The organism is gamma proteobacterium symbiont of Scutellera amethystina (genome assembly GCF_059730845.1).
The window spans coordinates 2071438-2086000 of the sequence record NZ_AP035935.1; the positions used below are offsets into that span (position 1 = coordinate 2071438).

Below are 14563 nucleotides of genomic sequence, written 5' to 3' on the forward strand. Positions count from 1 at the left end.
AACAATGCGAATTCATCACCTCAACTGTGGCTGCATGTGCCCGCTCGGTGGCGCGTTATTCGATGGTTTCAGCAAAGGTCCGTTTGCTGAACTGGTGTGCCACTGCTTATTGCTGGAAACTGACCGTCACGGTTTAATCCTCGTGGATACCGGTCTGGGCACGCAGGATATGCGCCATCCTGACCGCCGCCTGTCGGGCTTTTTCCGCGCGCTGAATAATATTCGCTATAACGAGCAGCTCAGCGCGCTGGCACAGATTCAGCTGCTGGGTTTTCGCCCGGAAGAGGTGCGCCACATTATTCTGACCCACCTCGATTTTGACCACGCCGGCGGCATCAGTGATTTTCCGGCCGCCCGCATTCATCTGCTGCAGCGTGAACTGGATACCGTAACCCTGGCGGGCGATAGCAGCTGGCTGGCGCGTCAGCGGTTTCGCCCGCAGCAGTGGACTGCGCACGATGGCTGGCGCGGTTACGCCAGCGGTGGCGAGCGCTGGTATGGCTTTGATGCGGTGAAGGCGGTCGACGATCTCAGCGATGAGATTCTGCTGGTGCCGCTGCCGGGACATACGCTGGGCCATGCGGGCGTGGCGATTCGTCACCAGGGCGGCTGGCTGCTGCATGGCGGCGACGCCTGGTTTTATCGCGGTGAAATGTACCACAGCCAGCGCCACTGTACGCCAGGCCTGCGCGCCTATCAGCGCCTGATGTGCAGTGACCGCGCCGCCTGGCACAGCAATCAGCAGCGGCTGCGTGAGCTGTCACTGCAGCACGCGCAAGAGGTGCAACTGTTCTGCAGCCACGACGCGCAGGAACTGAACCAGTTCCGTCGGCACGGTTAACTTTTTGTGCGGGCTGTGCGCATGACTCTTTATCTTTACTAATATTTCTCAGGCGTGCGAAGCGATGCCTGGCCGGATCGCTCTCGCCTGGAAAAACTGTGATAGGGAGAGTGCGATGTACCATACCTCGGGACGCTCGGTTGTTGGCGTGACGCTGTTTACCCTGCTTGAGCCGTTGCCGCTGGGCTTTTTCTTTGCTGCCTGGCTGTTTGATATTATCTATCTGCAAACCTTCATCGTCATGTGGACCAAAGCCGCCAGCTGGCTGATAGCCATCGGGCTGGTGCTGGCAATTGTGCCGCGACTAATCAGCCTGATTCATTTATTCCGTGGCGCACCTGCCGCAGAGAAAACTCATTTCTGGCTGTCGCTGCTGGCGATCGTGCTGGCCATCGTGAACGCATTCATTCACAGCCGCGATGCCTATGCGGTGGTGCCGATGGGCGTAACGCTCTCCACCCTGGTGGTGGTGGTGTTGCTGATAGCGAATCTGCAGCTGGCGCTGCGCGAGCGTCGTTTACAGGGAGGTCGCCCATGAAATTTCGTGTAATGAGTGCGCTGGGGATTGCGGTACTGCTGAGCGCCTGCGACAGCGGATCGGACCTCGATCCGCAACGGCAAATCGGCCCTGATCCGCAGCTGCCGCAGGCTAAAAACTTCTTTATGCCGCCGATGCAGGTGCCGGAAGGCACCGCGTGGAAAGAGGGCGAGACACCAAAAGTGGCCGACGGCCTGAAGATTGAGAAAATCCCGGCCAGTCTGATGCACCCGCGTCAGCTGTATGTGCTGCCTAATGGCGACGTTCTGGTGGCAGAAGCCAACGGGGTGAAAAACCCGGTCACGGCACCGAAAGAATTGATCATGAGCCTGGTGCAGAAATCTTCCGGCAAAGGTGGCCCGGGCGGCAACCGCATCACGCTGCTGCGCAACGTTGACGGCAAGTGGGAACAGCACCGGTTTATCGAAAACCTTAATGCGCCGTTTGGCATGCAGCTGATTGGCAATACGCTGTATGTGGCTAACGCCGACAGCCTGGTGAAATTCCCTTACCAGACCGGCGAAACCGAAATCCGTACGCCGCCGGAAGAGGTGACGTCGCTGCCGGGCGGTGAGCTGAATCACCACTGGACCAAAGCGCTGCTCGCCAGTCCGGACGGCAGCAAACTGTACGTCGGTGTCGGCTCCAACAGTAACATCACCGAGAACGGCATCGGCGCAGAGTATGGCCGCGCGGCGGTGTGGGAAGTGGACGCCGCAACCGGTGCCAGCCGCATTTATGCCAGCGGCATCCGCAATCCTACCGGTCTGCAGTGGGAGCCGCAAAGCGGCAAGCTGTGGGCCATCGCCAACGAGCGTGACGAAATCGGGTCGGATCTGGTGCCGGATTACCTGACCTCCGTGCAGGACAAAGGTTTCTACGGCTGGCCGTACAGCTACTTTGGTCAGCACGTCGACGAGCGCGCGCAACCGCAGCGGCCGGATCTGGTCGCGAAAGCCATCAAACCGGACTATGCGCTGAGCTCACACGTGGCACCGCTCGGCCTGCTGTTCTATGGCGCGGATAATATGCCGCAGTACCGCGGCGGCGCGTTCATCAGTGAACACGGCAGCTGGAACCGCACGCCGCTCAACGGCTATAAAGTGATTTGGGTGAAATTTGAAAACGGCAAACCGGTCGGGCAACCGCAGACGGTGGTGTCAGGATTCCTCACCGACGATCAGAAGCAGGTACGCGGTTTGCCGGTAGGGCTGGCGACGGATAATCAGGGCGGGGTGTTGATTGCCGACGATGCCGGCAACGCGATCTGGCGTATCAGCGCCGCTCAGTAGCGGTAATCGCAGGCAATAAAAAAGGATTTGGCCAGGTCGCCAAATCCTTTTTTTATGTTCGTCACCCGGCTGGTAACCGCGCTCGGAACGGGGTGCTCAGCACTCCTCACAAAAGGAATGATAAAATGTGCAGCGAAAGATTTCAAGTTTCGCTAAAATACTGTATGGTTATACAGGTGTTGAGCGCGGCGGATGCTTATTGTTTTCTGATGACTCCAGGGGCGCGGATAGTCAAACCCCGGCAGGTTTCAGGTGGTGCTGGCCTGTGGCTTTCACAATGAGTGCCGCTCAGCGCTCCTCACAGATGTGCTTAGGCGGTCGGCGGGTAGAGTCAGGGCCCCGAAAGCTGAACAGCGCGCTCCTGTCAGAGGAGAAGGAAAGTGATGGAACTTGTTCGATTACTCCTGGACCTGGTCCGGGTGATCCTGCAAATCATCGTTGCCCTTTTGCAACTGACCGGTCAGGCGCACTGACCGGAACTTGAAACAAGGCGGAGCTCACCCCTCCGCCTTTTTTCGTACGCCCGCGTCACGCGCCGGGCCGGCTTTGCTGTTGCATCGCCTGTCTGAGCGCCGCAACAAATACGCTGACGCGCGCCGGCAGGTGGCGCGTGGTGGGAAACAGCGCCCACACGCCCAGCATCTGCGGCTGCGCGTCCTCCAGCTCCAGCGCCACCAGTTCGCCGGATGCCAGCTCTTCCCGCACATCCCACTCAGAAAGCTGCGCGATGCCGCTGCCGGCCACGCACAGCGCACGCACCCCTTCGACATCGCTGCCGCTGAAGCGCCCGTCAACGCTCAGGCTGGAGAGATGACCGTCCACCATAAAACTCCACTGCACCACATTCGACAGGCGCAGACAGTGGTGTTGATGCAGATCCGCCAGATGACGCGGCGTGCCGAAGCGTTGCAGATAGCCCGGAGCCGCACACAGCCGGCGCGGGTTGTCGGCCAGACGGTGAGCCACCAGGCGGGAATCGCGCAGCGGGGCGATGCGAATCGCGACATCAAAGCCCAGCCCGACAATGTCCGTGACATCGTCGCTGAGCTGAAACTCAACGCGCAGCCCGGGGTTTTGCTCCATCAGTGACGGCAGCAGCGGAATGATGGTGCGGCGGCCAAACCCCGTAGGCGCGGTGATGCGCAGCTGGCCGGTGGCCCCCTGTTTATCGGGCGCGAACAGGTTGCGTGCGCTCTGTTCGGTCTCGGCCAGCGTTCTGGCATAGGGAAGAAACTCTTCGCCTTCATCGGTAAGGGCAATGGCGCGCGTGGTGCGATGCAGCAGCCGTACGCCGAGATCCTCCTCCAGTGAGGCCAGCCGGCGCGACACGGTCATAGTAGTGGTGCCGAGCCGCCGCGCCGCCTGCGTCAGGCTGCGGGTTTGCGACACCATCAGAAAAACATCAATATCCCGGGAGTTCATTGTAACGGTTTCCGTTAAGCAGACGTATCATAATCGGCAATTTTTGCCACAATGGCGACTCACTATAATGGCTCCTGATGATAATTTATTTCAGAGCGCCGAATGACCGACAAACACCTGTTTCAGAGCAGTACGCTTAACCACCTCGATTTAACCAATCGCCTGATGGTGGCACCGATGACGCGCATCTCCGCCAGTGTGGATGGAGTCCCGGGCGAGCGTATGCAGCAGTACTACACGCGTTTCGCCCGCGGTGGCTTTGGCGCAGTAATCACCGAAGGTCTCTACATCGATGAAGCCTGGTCACAGACTTACGCTTTTCAGGCCGGGCTGGTCAATCGCCAGCAGATCGCCGGCTGGCGGGCCATCACCAACAGCGTGCACCAGCACGGCAGCAAAATCATTGCACAGCTGATGCACGCCGGTGCGATATCGCAGGGCAATATTTACCGGCGCGATACGCTGGCGCCTTCGGCGATCCCGCCACGTGGCGAACAACTGCGGTTTTATCATGGTCACGGCGCTTATCCGTTGCCGCGCGCCATGAGTGATGCGCAAATTGAGCAGGTGATTGACGCCTTTGCTGACAGCGCGGCGCGCGCCATTGAGGCAGCCGGTTTTGACGGCATTGAAATTCACGCGGCCAACGGTTATCTGCTCGATCAGTTCTTTACCGATTACACCAACCAGCGCAGCGACCGCTGGGGCGGCGATATTATCGCAAGACTGACGCTGACGCGGGAGGTGATTGCCGCGGTGCGACAGCGCATCGGTGCCAACGTCACGCTGGGCGTGCGGATTTCTCAGGGGAAAGTGAATGATTTTACGCATAAATGGCAGGAGGGCGCTGCCGGAGCGCGCCAGGTGTTTGCGCTGCTGGCCGACTCAGGTATCGATTATCTGCACCTGACCGAGCATGATGCGTTGCAGCCAGCGTTCGCGGACGCGGCAGAGTCGCTGCTGCAGCTGGCGCGCCAGGCTGCGCCACAGTTGCCGGTGGTGATCAACGGATCGCTGTCAGATGCCGAACGCGCCGGCATGGCGTTGTATCAGGGCGCAGATTATGTGGCGCTGGGCAAAAGCGCGCTGGCCAACCCGGACTGGCCACTGCGCGTTCGCCACGGCCAGCCGCTGCGCGCCTTCGATCAAAACCTGCTGGCACCGTCCGCGGATGTTAAAAACAGCGAGCTGGTATAACCGCCGTTTTCGGTCGCCATCCATGGCGACCCTGCCACAACGGTGAAAGACGCATGCCCGTGCACCAGCGACAATGGTATGGGTTTTTTGTCGGGTGCGTATTGCTGCGCACCAGCCGCAATAGTGTGTAATTTTGTAGGGTGCGCATTGATGCGCACCTGGATAAACCCAACACTACCCAGCCCGCTTAACGTTTAAACGCCCAGCTCAGCTTACCGTTATCGGCGCTTAACTTGTGCAGCGCCTTCTGGTTCACCGCGTCTCTGGCACCGAGCGCCTTTGCCGTCAGCGGACCGCTATCACTCTGCGCAATCACCGTATCCTTCGGCACGCTCACCATCTTCTCCGCCACCTTTTTCACCGCTGTGGCGTAGCCGTCGCGGTCGCGCAGGTTGAACGCTTTCAGCGGCAGTTCCCGGCTCAGCCACTGTCCCCAGAAGAACTCCAGGAACGGCGGCGGATTGTCTGGCTTATCGAAGCCGATATCGCGCACAAAGTAGATCAGCGAACGATACTCATCATCCTGCATATGCTGGCGACCCAGCTCCTGCGGCAGCGCTTCGGGGGCGATTTTACCGTTTGGCGTCTCCAGCCACACCAGATGTGCCGCCGCCATTTTCTGCCAGAAAGCAGCCTGGCTTTTCAGCGGGCGGAAATCATCGGTAATGCGCACCTGCACTGGCGTTGACAGGCCGGCCATGTCAGCAAAGTTGCTGAACGTGTGGTGGCCATCAGTCAGGTACAGTTGATTATCCGGGCCGATCACCGCGGTTTTCATCGGGCCGGGTTCGCTGCCGACCGGCGCCTTACAGCTGAAACTGGCCGGATCGCGCAGGGTGGAGCGCGGCGTGAAACTTTTCACCCCTTTTTGTCCCATGCTTTCGCAATAGTCATCGAACAGCTTTTCCGGATCGGCCTGATAACGATGCTGCTTGTAATCCAGCTGGCGATAACCAATGGCGGCCTGGGTGGGATGCAGCTGCGCCAGTTCGACCTGCACAATTTCTCCGGCTTTGATGTCGGGCGGCAGGGCGGCAAAGGCGGGGACGGTACTGAATAGCAAGGCTAATAACGGCAGGGACGCTTTCATTCCATTTTCTCCTGAAGATCTCCCGGTGGAGCAACACGATAGCATTCCTGTCATCTTCCCGCTCTAGTGTTGTGGCTCGCGGTTGCGTTGAGGCAACCACTTATCCAGACATCTGACCACAACGGAGCACCTGCTTTATGATTTCTGCCACACAGCATCCCGCTAAACTGCAACACACCGCGATCGATCCCAGCGTCCGTCTGCGCGACACGCAGATTGGCCAGCAGTGTGAAATTCTGGCGCACAGTTATCTGGAATACAGCGAACTGGGTGATTTTTCCTACCTTGGGGAACATTGCTGCGTGGCGGATGCACAGATTGGCCGCTTCACGGCCATCGCCAATCAGGTGCGTATCGGGGCACCGAATCATCCGATGGACCGCGCCTCACAGCATCGCTTCACCTACTGCCCGGAGTATTACGACAGCCGCGCGCAGCGCGATGCCGGTTTCTTCGCCGGACGCCGTGCCGATCGGGTTATCATTGGTCACGATGTGTGGATCGGTCACGGCGTGATTGTCCTGCCTGGCGTGACGGTCGGTGACGGCGCCGTGCTGGCGGCCGGGGCGGTGGTGAGTAAAGATGTGCCGCCTTACACTATCGTCGGAGGTGTGCCGGCGAAACCGATTCGCGCCCGTTTCAGCGCCGACATCGCGGCGCAGCTGCAGGCGATTGCCTGGTGGAACTGGCCGCTGGAGAAGCTGATGGCGCACCTGGCGGATTTTCAGTCGCCGGATATCGCCGCCTTCTGCCAGCGGCACGGGCGATAACGCTTACAAAGCCTGCTGCGCGGCGGCTGGCGGCGCATCGGGTTGCAGGCGTTTCTCCGGCTGCAGCAGCGTCATGGCCAGCATGCTGCCAAAGGCGATACAGGCGGTGACGGTAAACATGGCGTTATAACCGTAGTACTGCGCCAGCCAGCCGCACAGCATCGGTGAAATGATCGACGCGAGGTTGGCGATGGCCAGCGTCATGCCGCTGAAGGTACCAACCGATGCCTTTGGCGTCACGTCAATCACGACCGACCAGTAGACGTTATTCACCAGCGCATTGAGCGCGTTGCCAAGCGTCATCAGCGCGATAATGCCGGCAGCAGATCCGACCCAGGGAATAGCCATAAAGCAGCAGGCGGTGGCGCACAGCGTCACGGCCGCAAACAGGTTGCGCGCCAGCCGCAGATTGTTAAAGCGTGCCAGCAGGCGATCGGCGATGCGTCCGCCCAGCAGCACCGTCAGGCAGGCACCGCTCCAGGGGATCATCGCCACATACCACAGCGAGTGCAGGTCATAGTGAAAATTATCCTGCAGATATTTCGGCAGCCAGGTCACCAGGGTAAAGGTGATGTAGAGGAAACTGAAATAGCCCAGCGCGTTGCACACCAGCGTGCGGCTGGTGAAGAAGCGCCACCACGGCAGCGCGCCTTCGTCCTGCGGCTGCTGGCGTTGCCCGGCAATGATCAGCTGACGCTCGACGGCATTGGCACGCGGATGCTGCTGTGGCGTATCAGTAAAGTGGCGGGCAAACAGCAGCATCGCCAGCAGTGAAAACGCGCCGAGCAGCATAAACATCATGCGCCAGTCGTTGGTGAGCAGCAGCAGTCCGACGGCAATCGGTGCGGTCAGCAGCGAGCCCACCTGGGTGCTCAGCAGGCCAATTCCCAGCGCGAAACCGCGTTCGTTATCCGGCGCCCAGTGGGCGATGGTTTTGTTCATCAACGCGTAGGCCGGCCCTTCGCTGAAGCCAAACAGCACGCGCAGTGCAGCAAACCCCATGATCGCCGAGCCGCCAAACAGCGCCATACCCAGCTCTCCGGCCCAGGCGGTGGCGATCTCCAGCAGCGACCACAGAATGCCGGCCATCAGCCAGACCTTTTTGGTGCCCAGCCGATCGGCAAGGAAGCCGCCGCACAGCGACCCGAACAGATAGCCAAAGCCAAAGTAGCCCAGCACGGCACCGAGCTGCACTTTACTGAAGTGAAATTCCTGCGAGATGGCGTTGGCGGCGAACGACAGCGCACCGCGGTCGATGTAGTTAATCAGTGCGATGAGAAACAGCAGCGAGAAAATGGTGTAGCGGGTTGAGGACGCTTTCATCATGCGACTCCTGAAAATGAACACAGGAATCATTAAGCAAAGGTAATGCCAGATTGCTAAGGCTGCTAACTAATTAGTGTCCGCCATGGCATAAGTGCCCTCGCCGCCGCAGTCGAAACCATCGCGCTGGCTAATAAATACTCGCTATCTGAGCGTGCTGCACCAAACCGATCGCCGGCACGATCGGTTACGGTGCGCTGCATCACACTATCGGCTGCGTGACCACTGCGGCACTGCGCAGTGGCTCCTGACCTAAGCCAACGTGCAGCAGAATCTGGCTGCGGTAATGCGCATCCGCTTCCTGCTGTTCGTCACTCTGTAATAAACCAACCTCATTCACATTTTTCCCCGCGACCTGCACCTTAGTGCGTGCCGCGCTGCGCATCCACTCATACTCAATATCGATATGGCCGGTATCAATGCAGCGAATGCCGTGCTGACTGAGGTCGTAAGCCAGCACGGTTGCCGTCGGTCCAAGGGAGATCAATACCATGTCGAAATCGCGCGCGTGCGCCAGCACATTACTGTATAGCTCGTTATAAACCGAAAACGCGTTACGGTTGAGGGTGGTAATGCGCCGGATCTGCCGTGCGCCATCCAGCAGATCGTTACCGAGACCAAGGCGCGTGCCGCTACCCTCAACAATCAGAATTTTTTTATCGTGAAACAGCTGTTTAAATTTGGCAAAAATACGTGCCGCCGGCTGTTTATCTTTATAATCATGATAAGGTCGCGTTACCGACGTATTACCATAGCGATAGCCTTTCTTTAATAAATGCTCATAGTGGCGAAAGAAAAACGCTTTATGAAAAAACCAGAAAAGCGCTGAGCCAAAACGCATATTCCCGGTGCCGCGAAAGGCATCAGGCATACACAGCAGACAGCGATTATCGCTCTGCGTGCCACGGCGCATGATCTCTTTCAGGCGAATGGAAAGGCGTTCATCAAAAGACTGAAAGCCAATATTCTTAAATAGCGTCATTTCCAGTTCCCCATCCCCATAGCGGCACACTGAGAGCCGGTCATCGCTGAGCAGCAGATCGATGGTCTGTTCTGCTGACAGGACCTGGTATTGCCGGGCGTGCGCATTGGCCACGGGAAATTTAATGGCAGCGTGTGTGAGTTTAAATGGAAAACGTAATTTGCGATAAAAAGCGTCTGCGCTGATCATAATAACCTTCTTTTTATAAGCGGCTTTGCCGCAGAGCAGTCAGATAATATATATCACCGATTAATTTGGCAGACAGGCTAAGGAAACTCTCAAAATAATAAATACGCTATTTCATTTATCAATGTCACCGCGCCGGAAAGACGCTATTTTTAGGGCAAAGCGCAGCGTTGCCTGCTTTTTTACCATCAGCTGCTGACATGACCAGGACAAATCGCATTTGTACGCCACTAATCAATTAAATAATTTCACCAGAAATACGTGCAACGACAAATTGCAGGCTACCCGGCAGCACGCCTGTCGCGCCCTTAGTCATATCGCACGCTGCGTTATCAAAAAATGCGGATTTTCCTGATGATTGATTAATTTCCTCCAACAAAATTGAAACGTGATTTCACTCACACTACGAGCGAAGCGGGGCGCAGCATTAAGAAGCAGAGCTACATTGATAAGCGGCACTAACGACACGCCGCCAGGCAGATTTTTAACTAACGGTTACGTAAGTTAAGATTTTGTTGAGTTTATGTGTCTTTAGTTTGGGGTGGTTAATAATGATGAGCGTTGAGGGATTCGCATGATAAACAAACTGACCAGTCTCGTGCTGGCGATTCTGGGTGTTGCGCTGCTCTATATGGGCGGCAAGCTGCTGATGATGGGCGGCAGCGCATTTTACGCATTGATGGCGGTGGGATTACTGATCACCGCCATTTTACTGTTCCGCAATCAGCGCAGCGCGTTAAGCCTGTATGCGGTGCTGATGTGGATTACGCTGGCATGGATGATCTGGGAAGTCGGCTTCGACAAGTGGCAGTGGATCCCGCGCGGCGATCTATTTGGCGTGATCGGCCTGTGGCTGGCGATGCCGTGGGTGGTCAAACCGCTGTATCAGGGACAGCGTCGCTTCCACGGCCTGCTCGGCAGCACGGTGGCCATCATGATTGTGCTGGTAATTGGATTATGCTTTTACGATCCGTTGCCGCAGGCCGGCACCATCACCAATGCGCGTGAACAAAACAGCGAGCAGGGCGCGAGCGCTGACTGGACCGCCTACGGCGGCACCGCCGACGGCCTGCGTTTCTCCGCCCTGAATCAGATCACCAAAGAGAACGTGCGCAATCTCGAAGTGGCCTGGACCTATCACACCGGCGATCTGCGTCAGGATAACGACGCCACCGAATACACCTTCGAAGCCACGCCGCTGAAAGCCAACGGCATGCTCTATTTCTGTACGCCGCACAATGAGGTCCACGCGCTCGATCCGCAGAGTGGTGCGGTGAAGTGGAAATACACGCCGGCGAAAGATCGTTCTTATCTGCAGCAGCATCAGACCTGCCGTGGCGTCAGCTATTACGCGGGCGCACCGGTTGCCGCACAGGACACGGCGGCGACGGCGGCGATGTGCCGCAAGCGCATCTTTAACGCCACCACCGATGCCCGGCTGATTGCGCTGGATGCCGACAGCGGCAAACCGTGCGCCGATTTTGGCAACAACGGAGTGGTGGATCTGCATGCCAATATGGGTGAGGTTCGTCCACACGCGCTGATGCAGACCGCCGCGCCGCTGGTCGCGGGCAATCTGGTGATTGTCGGCGGCTCAGTTATGGATAACGGCTTCAACAGCGGTAACCCCTCTGGCGTAATTCGCGCCTATGATGTGCAAAGTGGTCGTCTGGTGTGGAACTTTGATCCGGCTAATCCGCAAAATACCGCGCCGATAGCTGCTGGCCAGACCTATCCGCAGGATACGCCGGTGGCCTGGGGTACGCTGAGCGCTGACCTGAAAAACGGCCTGGTGTATGTGCCGTTTGGCAACGCCTCGCCGGATGAACTGGGCATCGAGCGCGATGCCAATAGCAATACAGAGAAATTCCGTGATGCGTTAGTGGCGCTCGATCTGCAGACCGGTGCGTTCAAATGGCGCTATCAGAGCTCCCATCACGATCTGTGGGACCGCGATAACCCGTCACAGCCGTCGCTGGTCGATATCGATTATCAGGGCCAGAAACAGCCGGTGGTGATCCTGCCGACCAAAACCGGCAACCTGTTTGTGCTCAATCGCCTGACCGGCCAGCCGGTTTATCCGGTTAACGACGTGAAGGTTTCGACGGAAGGCGGCGTGCCGGGCGAGAAATTCGCCGCCACCCAGCCGGTATCCAGTCTGAACTTTATTCCGCAGCCGCTGACTGAGAAGTCAATGTGGGGCATCACACCGTTTGATCAAATGGCCTGCCGTATGGATTTCCGTAGCCTGCGCTATGACGGCAATCCGTGGACGCCAGCCACAGAAGGCGGCTCGCTGGTGTTCCCGGGCAATATCGGGGTGTTTAACTGGGGATCGGTGGCGGTTGATCCGCAACGTCAGATGCTGATTGCCGCACCGGTGCGCCTCGCCTACAAATACAACCTGATCAAGCGTACGCCCGCCACGGCGACGGAGCGCCTGTTCACCAAAGATGGCCAGCCTTACTGGAACGAAAACTTCCACGGTGATTACGCCATCCACATCCAGCAGCTGGCCTCCGGTCTCGGCATTCCGTGCATTGCACCGCCGTGGGGCCGCATGGTCGGCGTGGATTTGAAAACCGGTAAAACTGAATGGCTGCGTCGCGTTGGCACCACGAAAAACCTGAAAACCAGCTTCCTGCCGGGCCGCTTCCCGATTGGCTTCCCGATGGGCATGGTGGCGCACGGCGGGCCACTGCTGACGGCCGGCGATCTGGTGTTCCACGGTGCGACCGCAGATAACTTCATTCGCGCCTATGACAGCACCACCGGCGAACTGCTGTGGCAGCAGGAGCTTAGCGCCGGCGCGCAGGCGACACCATCCACTTACATGGGCAGCGACGGTAAGCAGTACGTGGTGATTGCCGCAGGCGGTCACGGTTCGCTCGGCACCAAAGCCGGCGACAGCGTGGTGGCGTTCCGTCTGAAATAATCCTGTCGATGCAAAAAAGGCGCCCGCGGGCGCCTTTTTTATATTTATAAATCAGCGCATTAACGCTTGGCGCGCTCGGTTTGTACCCGCTGGGCAATGCGATCGCCAATCGTCTGGTCGATGTTGCGCCAGTACTCAAACGCGCGCGACAGCACCGGCTCCTCCACGCCGTTGAGCAGATGACCGCTGACGTTATTCACCAGACGATCACGTGCCGCCTCATCCAGCACTTTATTGACCAGCGTATTGGCCTGGCCAAAGTCATCATCATCCTGACGCAGCGTGTAGGGTGCGCGCACCATGTTGCCGTGCGCTTCCCAGGTGGAATCCGTCGGGTAGCGCTCGCCGTCCGCCACCGGACCGCCTTTCGAGTTCGGCGCATAAACCGGATCGCTGACCGGATTGATGCGCATCGCGCCATCCTTGCTGTAGCTGTGCACCGGTGCCTGCGGGGCGTTAACCGGAATCTGCTTGTAGTTAACGCCAAGACGGGCGCGGTGGGCATCGGCATAGGCAAACACCCTGCCAATCAGCATCTTATCCGGGCTCAGCCCGATGCCGGGCACCAGGTTGTTTGGTTCAAACGCCGCCTGTTCAATCTGCGCATGGTTGTCGGTCGGGTTGCGGTTGAGCATCAGTTTGCCGACTTTAATCAGCGGATAATCGCTGTGTGGCCAGACCTTAGTCAGATCAAACGGGTTGAAGCGGTAGGTTTCCGCCTCGGCAAACGGCATGATTTGCATGTACAGCGTCCAGCTGGGGAAATCACCATTTTTGATGGCGGTAAACAGATCGCGCGTATGGTAATCGCCGTCCTGGCCGGCCAGCAGATCGGCGTTATCCTGCGTCAGGAACTCCACACCCTGATCGGTTTTGAAGTGGTATTTAACCCAGAATTTTTCCCCGGCGGCGTTAACCCACATATAGGTGTGGCTCGAGTAACCGTTCATGTGGCGCCAGCTTTTCGGGATGCCGCGATCGCCCATCAGCCAGGTCACCTGGTGCGCCGACTCTGGCGACAGCGTCCAGAAATCCCACTGCATATCGTTATCACGCAGATTGTTGTCGGCACGGCGCTTCTGCGAGCGGATAAAGTGCTGGAACTTCATCGGGTCACGGATAAAGAACACCGGCGTGTTATTGCCCACCATGTCGTAGTTGCCTTCGCTGGTGTAAAACTTGATCGCGAAGCCGCGCGGATCGCGCCAGGTGTCCGGGCTGCCACGCTCGCCGGCCACGGTGGAGAAGCGCATTACCACATCGGTTTTGGTGCCGGGCTGAAAAACCGCCGCTTTGGTGTAACGGCTGACATCTTCTGTCACCTGAAAATAGCCAAACGCACCGCTGCCTTTGGCGTGCGGTTGACGCTCTGGAATACGTTCGCGGTTGAAGTTAGCCATCTGCTCAATCAGGTAGTGATCGTGCAGCATCAGCGGGCCGTCAGGACCGACGGACAAAGAATGTTCGTCGCTGGCTACCGGAATGCCAGCATCCGTGGTGGTCGGCTTGCGATCGTCATTGCTCATAATATCTCCAGCTTTTGTAAGGATAATCCAACCACTAAGCGTAGCAGCGAGGCGCAGGCTTGCCCGAATAATTGCGCCGTCTCATCTGGTTGCCGCATTAAGCGATGCGGCACAGCTCGCAAATTTGCTTTTTATTTCTGCTGCAGGCTAAGCAGATTTTCCGTGCCGGTAAAAGCGCCATTCTGCGAATGGGATCGGAAAAGAAAAATTAATTCACCAGTCTTTTAAGACAGGTCGCAAAGGATTTTTCCATTTAAGTAAAAACAGACCTCGAATTAATCAATCATTTTATAACTTCATGTAAAATATCACTTTTTAATTTAATGATATTGATCAAAAAGAACCACAATCCGCTTATTTATGCTCTCGCTGCGTCAAAGGCAATCCCGTTGTAATTAATGAATGGACATAATAAGAGAGATAAATATGGTGATGCATAAGGCTAAAACCGCGCGCCTGGC

At 57.6% G+C, this 14563-nt stretch carries 11 protein-coding genes; 6 read left to right on the top strand and 5 right to left on the bottom strand.

Annotation, left to right across the window (positions count from 1 at the left end; all coding sequences use genetic code 11):
* Positions 1 to 4: 4 nt before the first annotated feature.
* From AC6I79_RS09595 to AC6I79_RS09605, 3 genes are all read left to right on the top strand, one after another.
* Positions 5 to 841, top strand: coding sequence for an MBL fold metallo-hydrolase (locus AC6I79_RS09595; protein ID WP_498027720.1), 837 nt, complete (start codon positions 5 to 7; stop codon positions 839 to 841).
* A 115-nt stretch (positions 842 to 956) separates the two neighbouring features.
* The gene (locus AC6I79_RS09600; RefSeq protein WP_021505986.1) at positions 957 to 1379 is read left to right on the top strand and encodes a DUF2231 domain-containing protein; all 423 of its coding nucleotides are present in this window, start codon (positions 957 to 959) and stop codon (positions 1377 to 1379) included.
* The gene (locus AC6I79_RS09605; protein WP_058769839.1) at positions 1376 to 2671 is read left to right on the top strand and encodes a PQQ-dependent sugar dehydrogenase; all 1296 of its coding nucleotides are present in this window, start codon (positions 1376 to 1378) and stop codon (positions 2669 to 2671) included. The genes AC6I79_RS09600 and AC6I79_RS09605 overlap by 4 nt, the downstream gene beginning before the upstream one ends.
* 528 nt (positions 2672 to 3199) lie before the next feature.
* Here the strand turns inward: AC6I79_RS09605 and AC6I79_RS09610 are convergent.
* Complete coding sequence (locus AC6I79_RS09610) at positions 3200 to 4093, bottom strand: LysR family transcriptional regulator (RefSeq protein WP_346303131.1); 894 nt, start codon at positions 4091 to 4093, stop codon at positions 3200 to 3202.
* Between the two features lie 102 nt (positions 4094 to 4195).
* Here AC6I79_RS09610 and AC6I79_RS09615 point away from each other — a divergent pair, with 102 nt between their 5' ends.
* Positions 4196 to 5290 carry an oxidoreductase gene (locus AC6I79_RS09615; protein ID WP_498027721.1) on the top strand — a complete coding sequence of 365 codons (1095 nt, stop codon included), beginning with the start codon at positions 4196 to 4198 and terminating at the stop codon, positions 5288 to 5290.
* 187 nt (positions 5291 to 5477) lie between these two features.
* On the opposite strand, the gene AC6I79_RS09620 is transcribed toward AC6I79_RS09615, so the two are convergent.
* The gene (locus AC6I79_RS09620) at positions 5478 to 6380 is read right to left on the bottom strand and encodes a ParB/Srx family N-terminal domain-containing protein (RefSeq protein ID WP_498027722.1); all 903 of its coding nucleotides are present in this window, start codon (positions 6378 to 6380) and stop codon (positions 5478 to 5480) included.
* A gap of 137 nt (positions 6381 to 6517) precedes the next feature.
* On the opposite strand from AC6I79_RS09620, the gene AC6I79_RS09625 reads away from it, so the two are divergent.
* Positions 6518 to 7150, top strand: coding sequence for a DapH/DapD/GlmU-related protein (locus AC6I79_RS09625; RefSeq protein ID WP_127834112.1), 633 nt, complete (start codon positions 6518 to 6520; stop codon positions 7148 to 7150).
* A gap of 3 nt (positions 7151 to 7153) precedes the next feature.
* Here AC6I79_RS09625 and AC6I79_RS09630 read toward each other — a convergent pair whose 3' ends face one another.
* Both AC6I79_RS09630 and AC6I79_RS09635 read right to left on the bottom strand, forming a co-directional pair.
* A complete protein-coding gene (locus AC6I79_RS09630; protein ID WP_498027738.1) occupies positions 7154 to 8473 on the bottom strand; it encodes an MFS transporter in 1320 nt (439 codons plus the stop codon).
* 202 nt (positions 8474 to 8675) lie between these two features.
* Positions 8676 to 9644, bottom strand: a complete 969-nt coding sequence (locus tag AC6I79_RS09635; RefSeq protein ID WP_104092967.1) for a GT-D fold domain-containing glycosyltransferase — start codon at positions 9642 to 9644, stop codon at positions 8676 to 8678.
* 571 nt (positions 9645 to 10215) lie between these two features.
* On the opposite strand from AC6I79_RS09635, the gene AC6I79_RS09640 reads away from it, so the two are divergent.
* Positions 10216 to 12576: a membrane-bound PQQ-dependent dehydrogenase, glucose/quinate/shikimate family gene (locus tag AC6I79_RS09640; protein ID WP_264443484.1), complete on the top strand. Its 2361-nt coding sequence runs from the start codon at positions 10216 to 10218 to the stop codon at positions 12574 to 12576.
* Between the two features lie 59 nt (positions 12577 to 12635).
* Here AC6I79_RS09640 and AC6I79_RS09645 read toward each other — a convergent pair whose 3' ends face one another.
* Complete coding sequence (locus tag AC6I79_RS09645) at positions 12636 to 14102, bottom strand: catalase (protein ID WP_059008879.1); 1467 nt, start codon at positions 14100 to 14102, stop codon at positions 12636 to 12638.
* Positions 14103 to 14563: the final 461 nt, after the last annotated feature.

Bases quoted from the DNA above. Each gene is read 5' to 3' on its own strand.
- AC6I79_RS09595 (WP_498027720.1), top strand. From the start codon at position 5: ATGCGAATTCATCACCTCAACTGTGGCTGCATGTGCCCGCTCGGTGGC.
- AC6I79_RS09600 (WP_021505986.1), top strand. From the start codon at position 957: ATGTACCATACCTCGGGACGCTCGGTTGTTGGCGTGACGCTGTTTACC.
- AC6I79_RS09605 (WP_058769839.1), top strand. From the start codon at position 1,376: ATGAAATTTCGTGTAATGAGTGCGCTGGGGATTGCGGTACTGCTGAGC.
- AC6I79_RS09610 (WP_346303131.1), bottom strand. From the start codon at position 4,093: ATGAACTCCCGGGATATTGATGTTTTTCTGATGGTGTCGCAAACCCGC.
- AC6I79_RS09615 (WP_498027721.1), top strand. From the start codon at position 4,196: ATGACCGACAAACACCTGTTTCAGAGCAGTACGCTTAACCACCTCGAT.
- AC6I79_RS09620 (WP_498027722.1), bottom strand. From the start codon at position 6,380: ATGAAAGCGTCCCTGCCGTTATTAGCCTTGCTATTCAGTACCGTCCCC.
- AC6I79_RS09625 (WP_127834112.1), top strand. From the start codon at position 6,518: ATGATTTCTGCCACACAGCATCCCGCTAAACTGCAACACACCGCGATC.
- AC6I79_RS09630 (WP_498027738.1), bottom strand. From the start codon at position 8,473: ATGAAAGCGTCCTCAACCCGCTACACCATTTTCTCGCTGCTGTTTCTC.
- AC6I79_RS09635 (WP_104092967.1), bottom strand. From the start codon at position 9,644: ATGATCAGCGCAGACGCTTTTTATCGCAAATTACGTTTTCCATTTAAA.
- AC6I79_RS09640 (WP_264443484.1), top strand. From the start codon at position 10,216: ATGATAAACAAACTGACCAGTCTCGTGCTGGCGATTCTGGGTGTTGCG.
- AC6I79_RS09645 (WP_059008879.1), bottom strand. From the start codon at position 14,102: ATGAGCAATGACGATCGCAAGCCGACCACCACGGATGCTGGCATTCCG.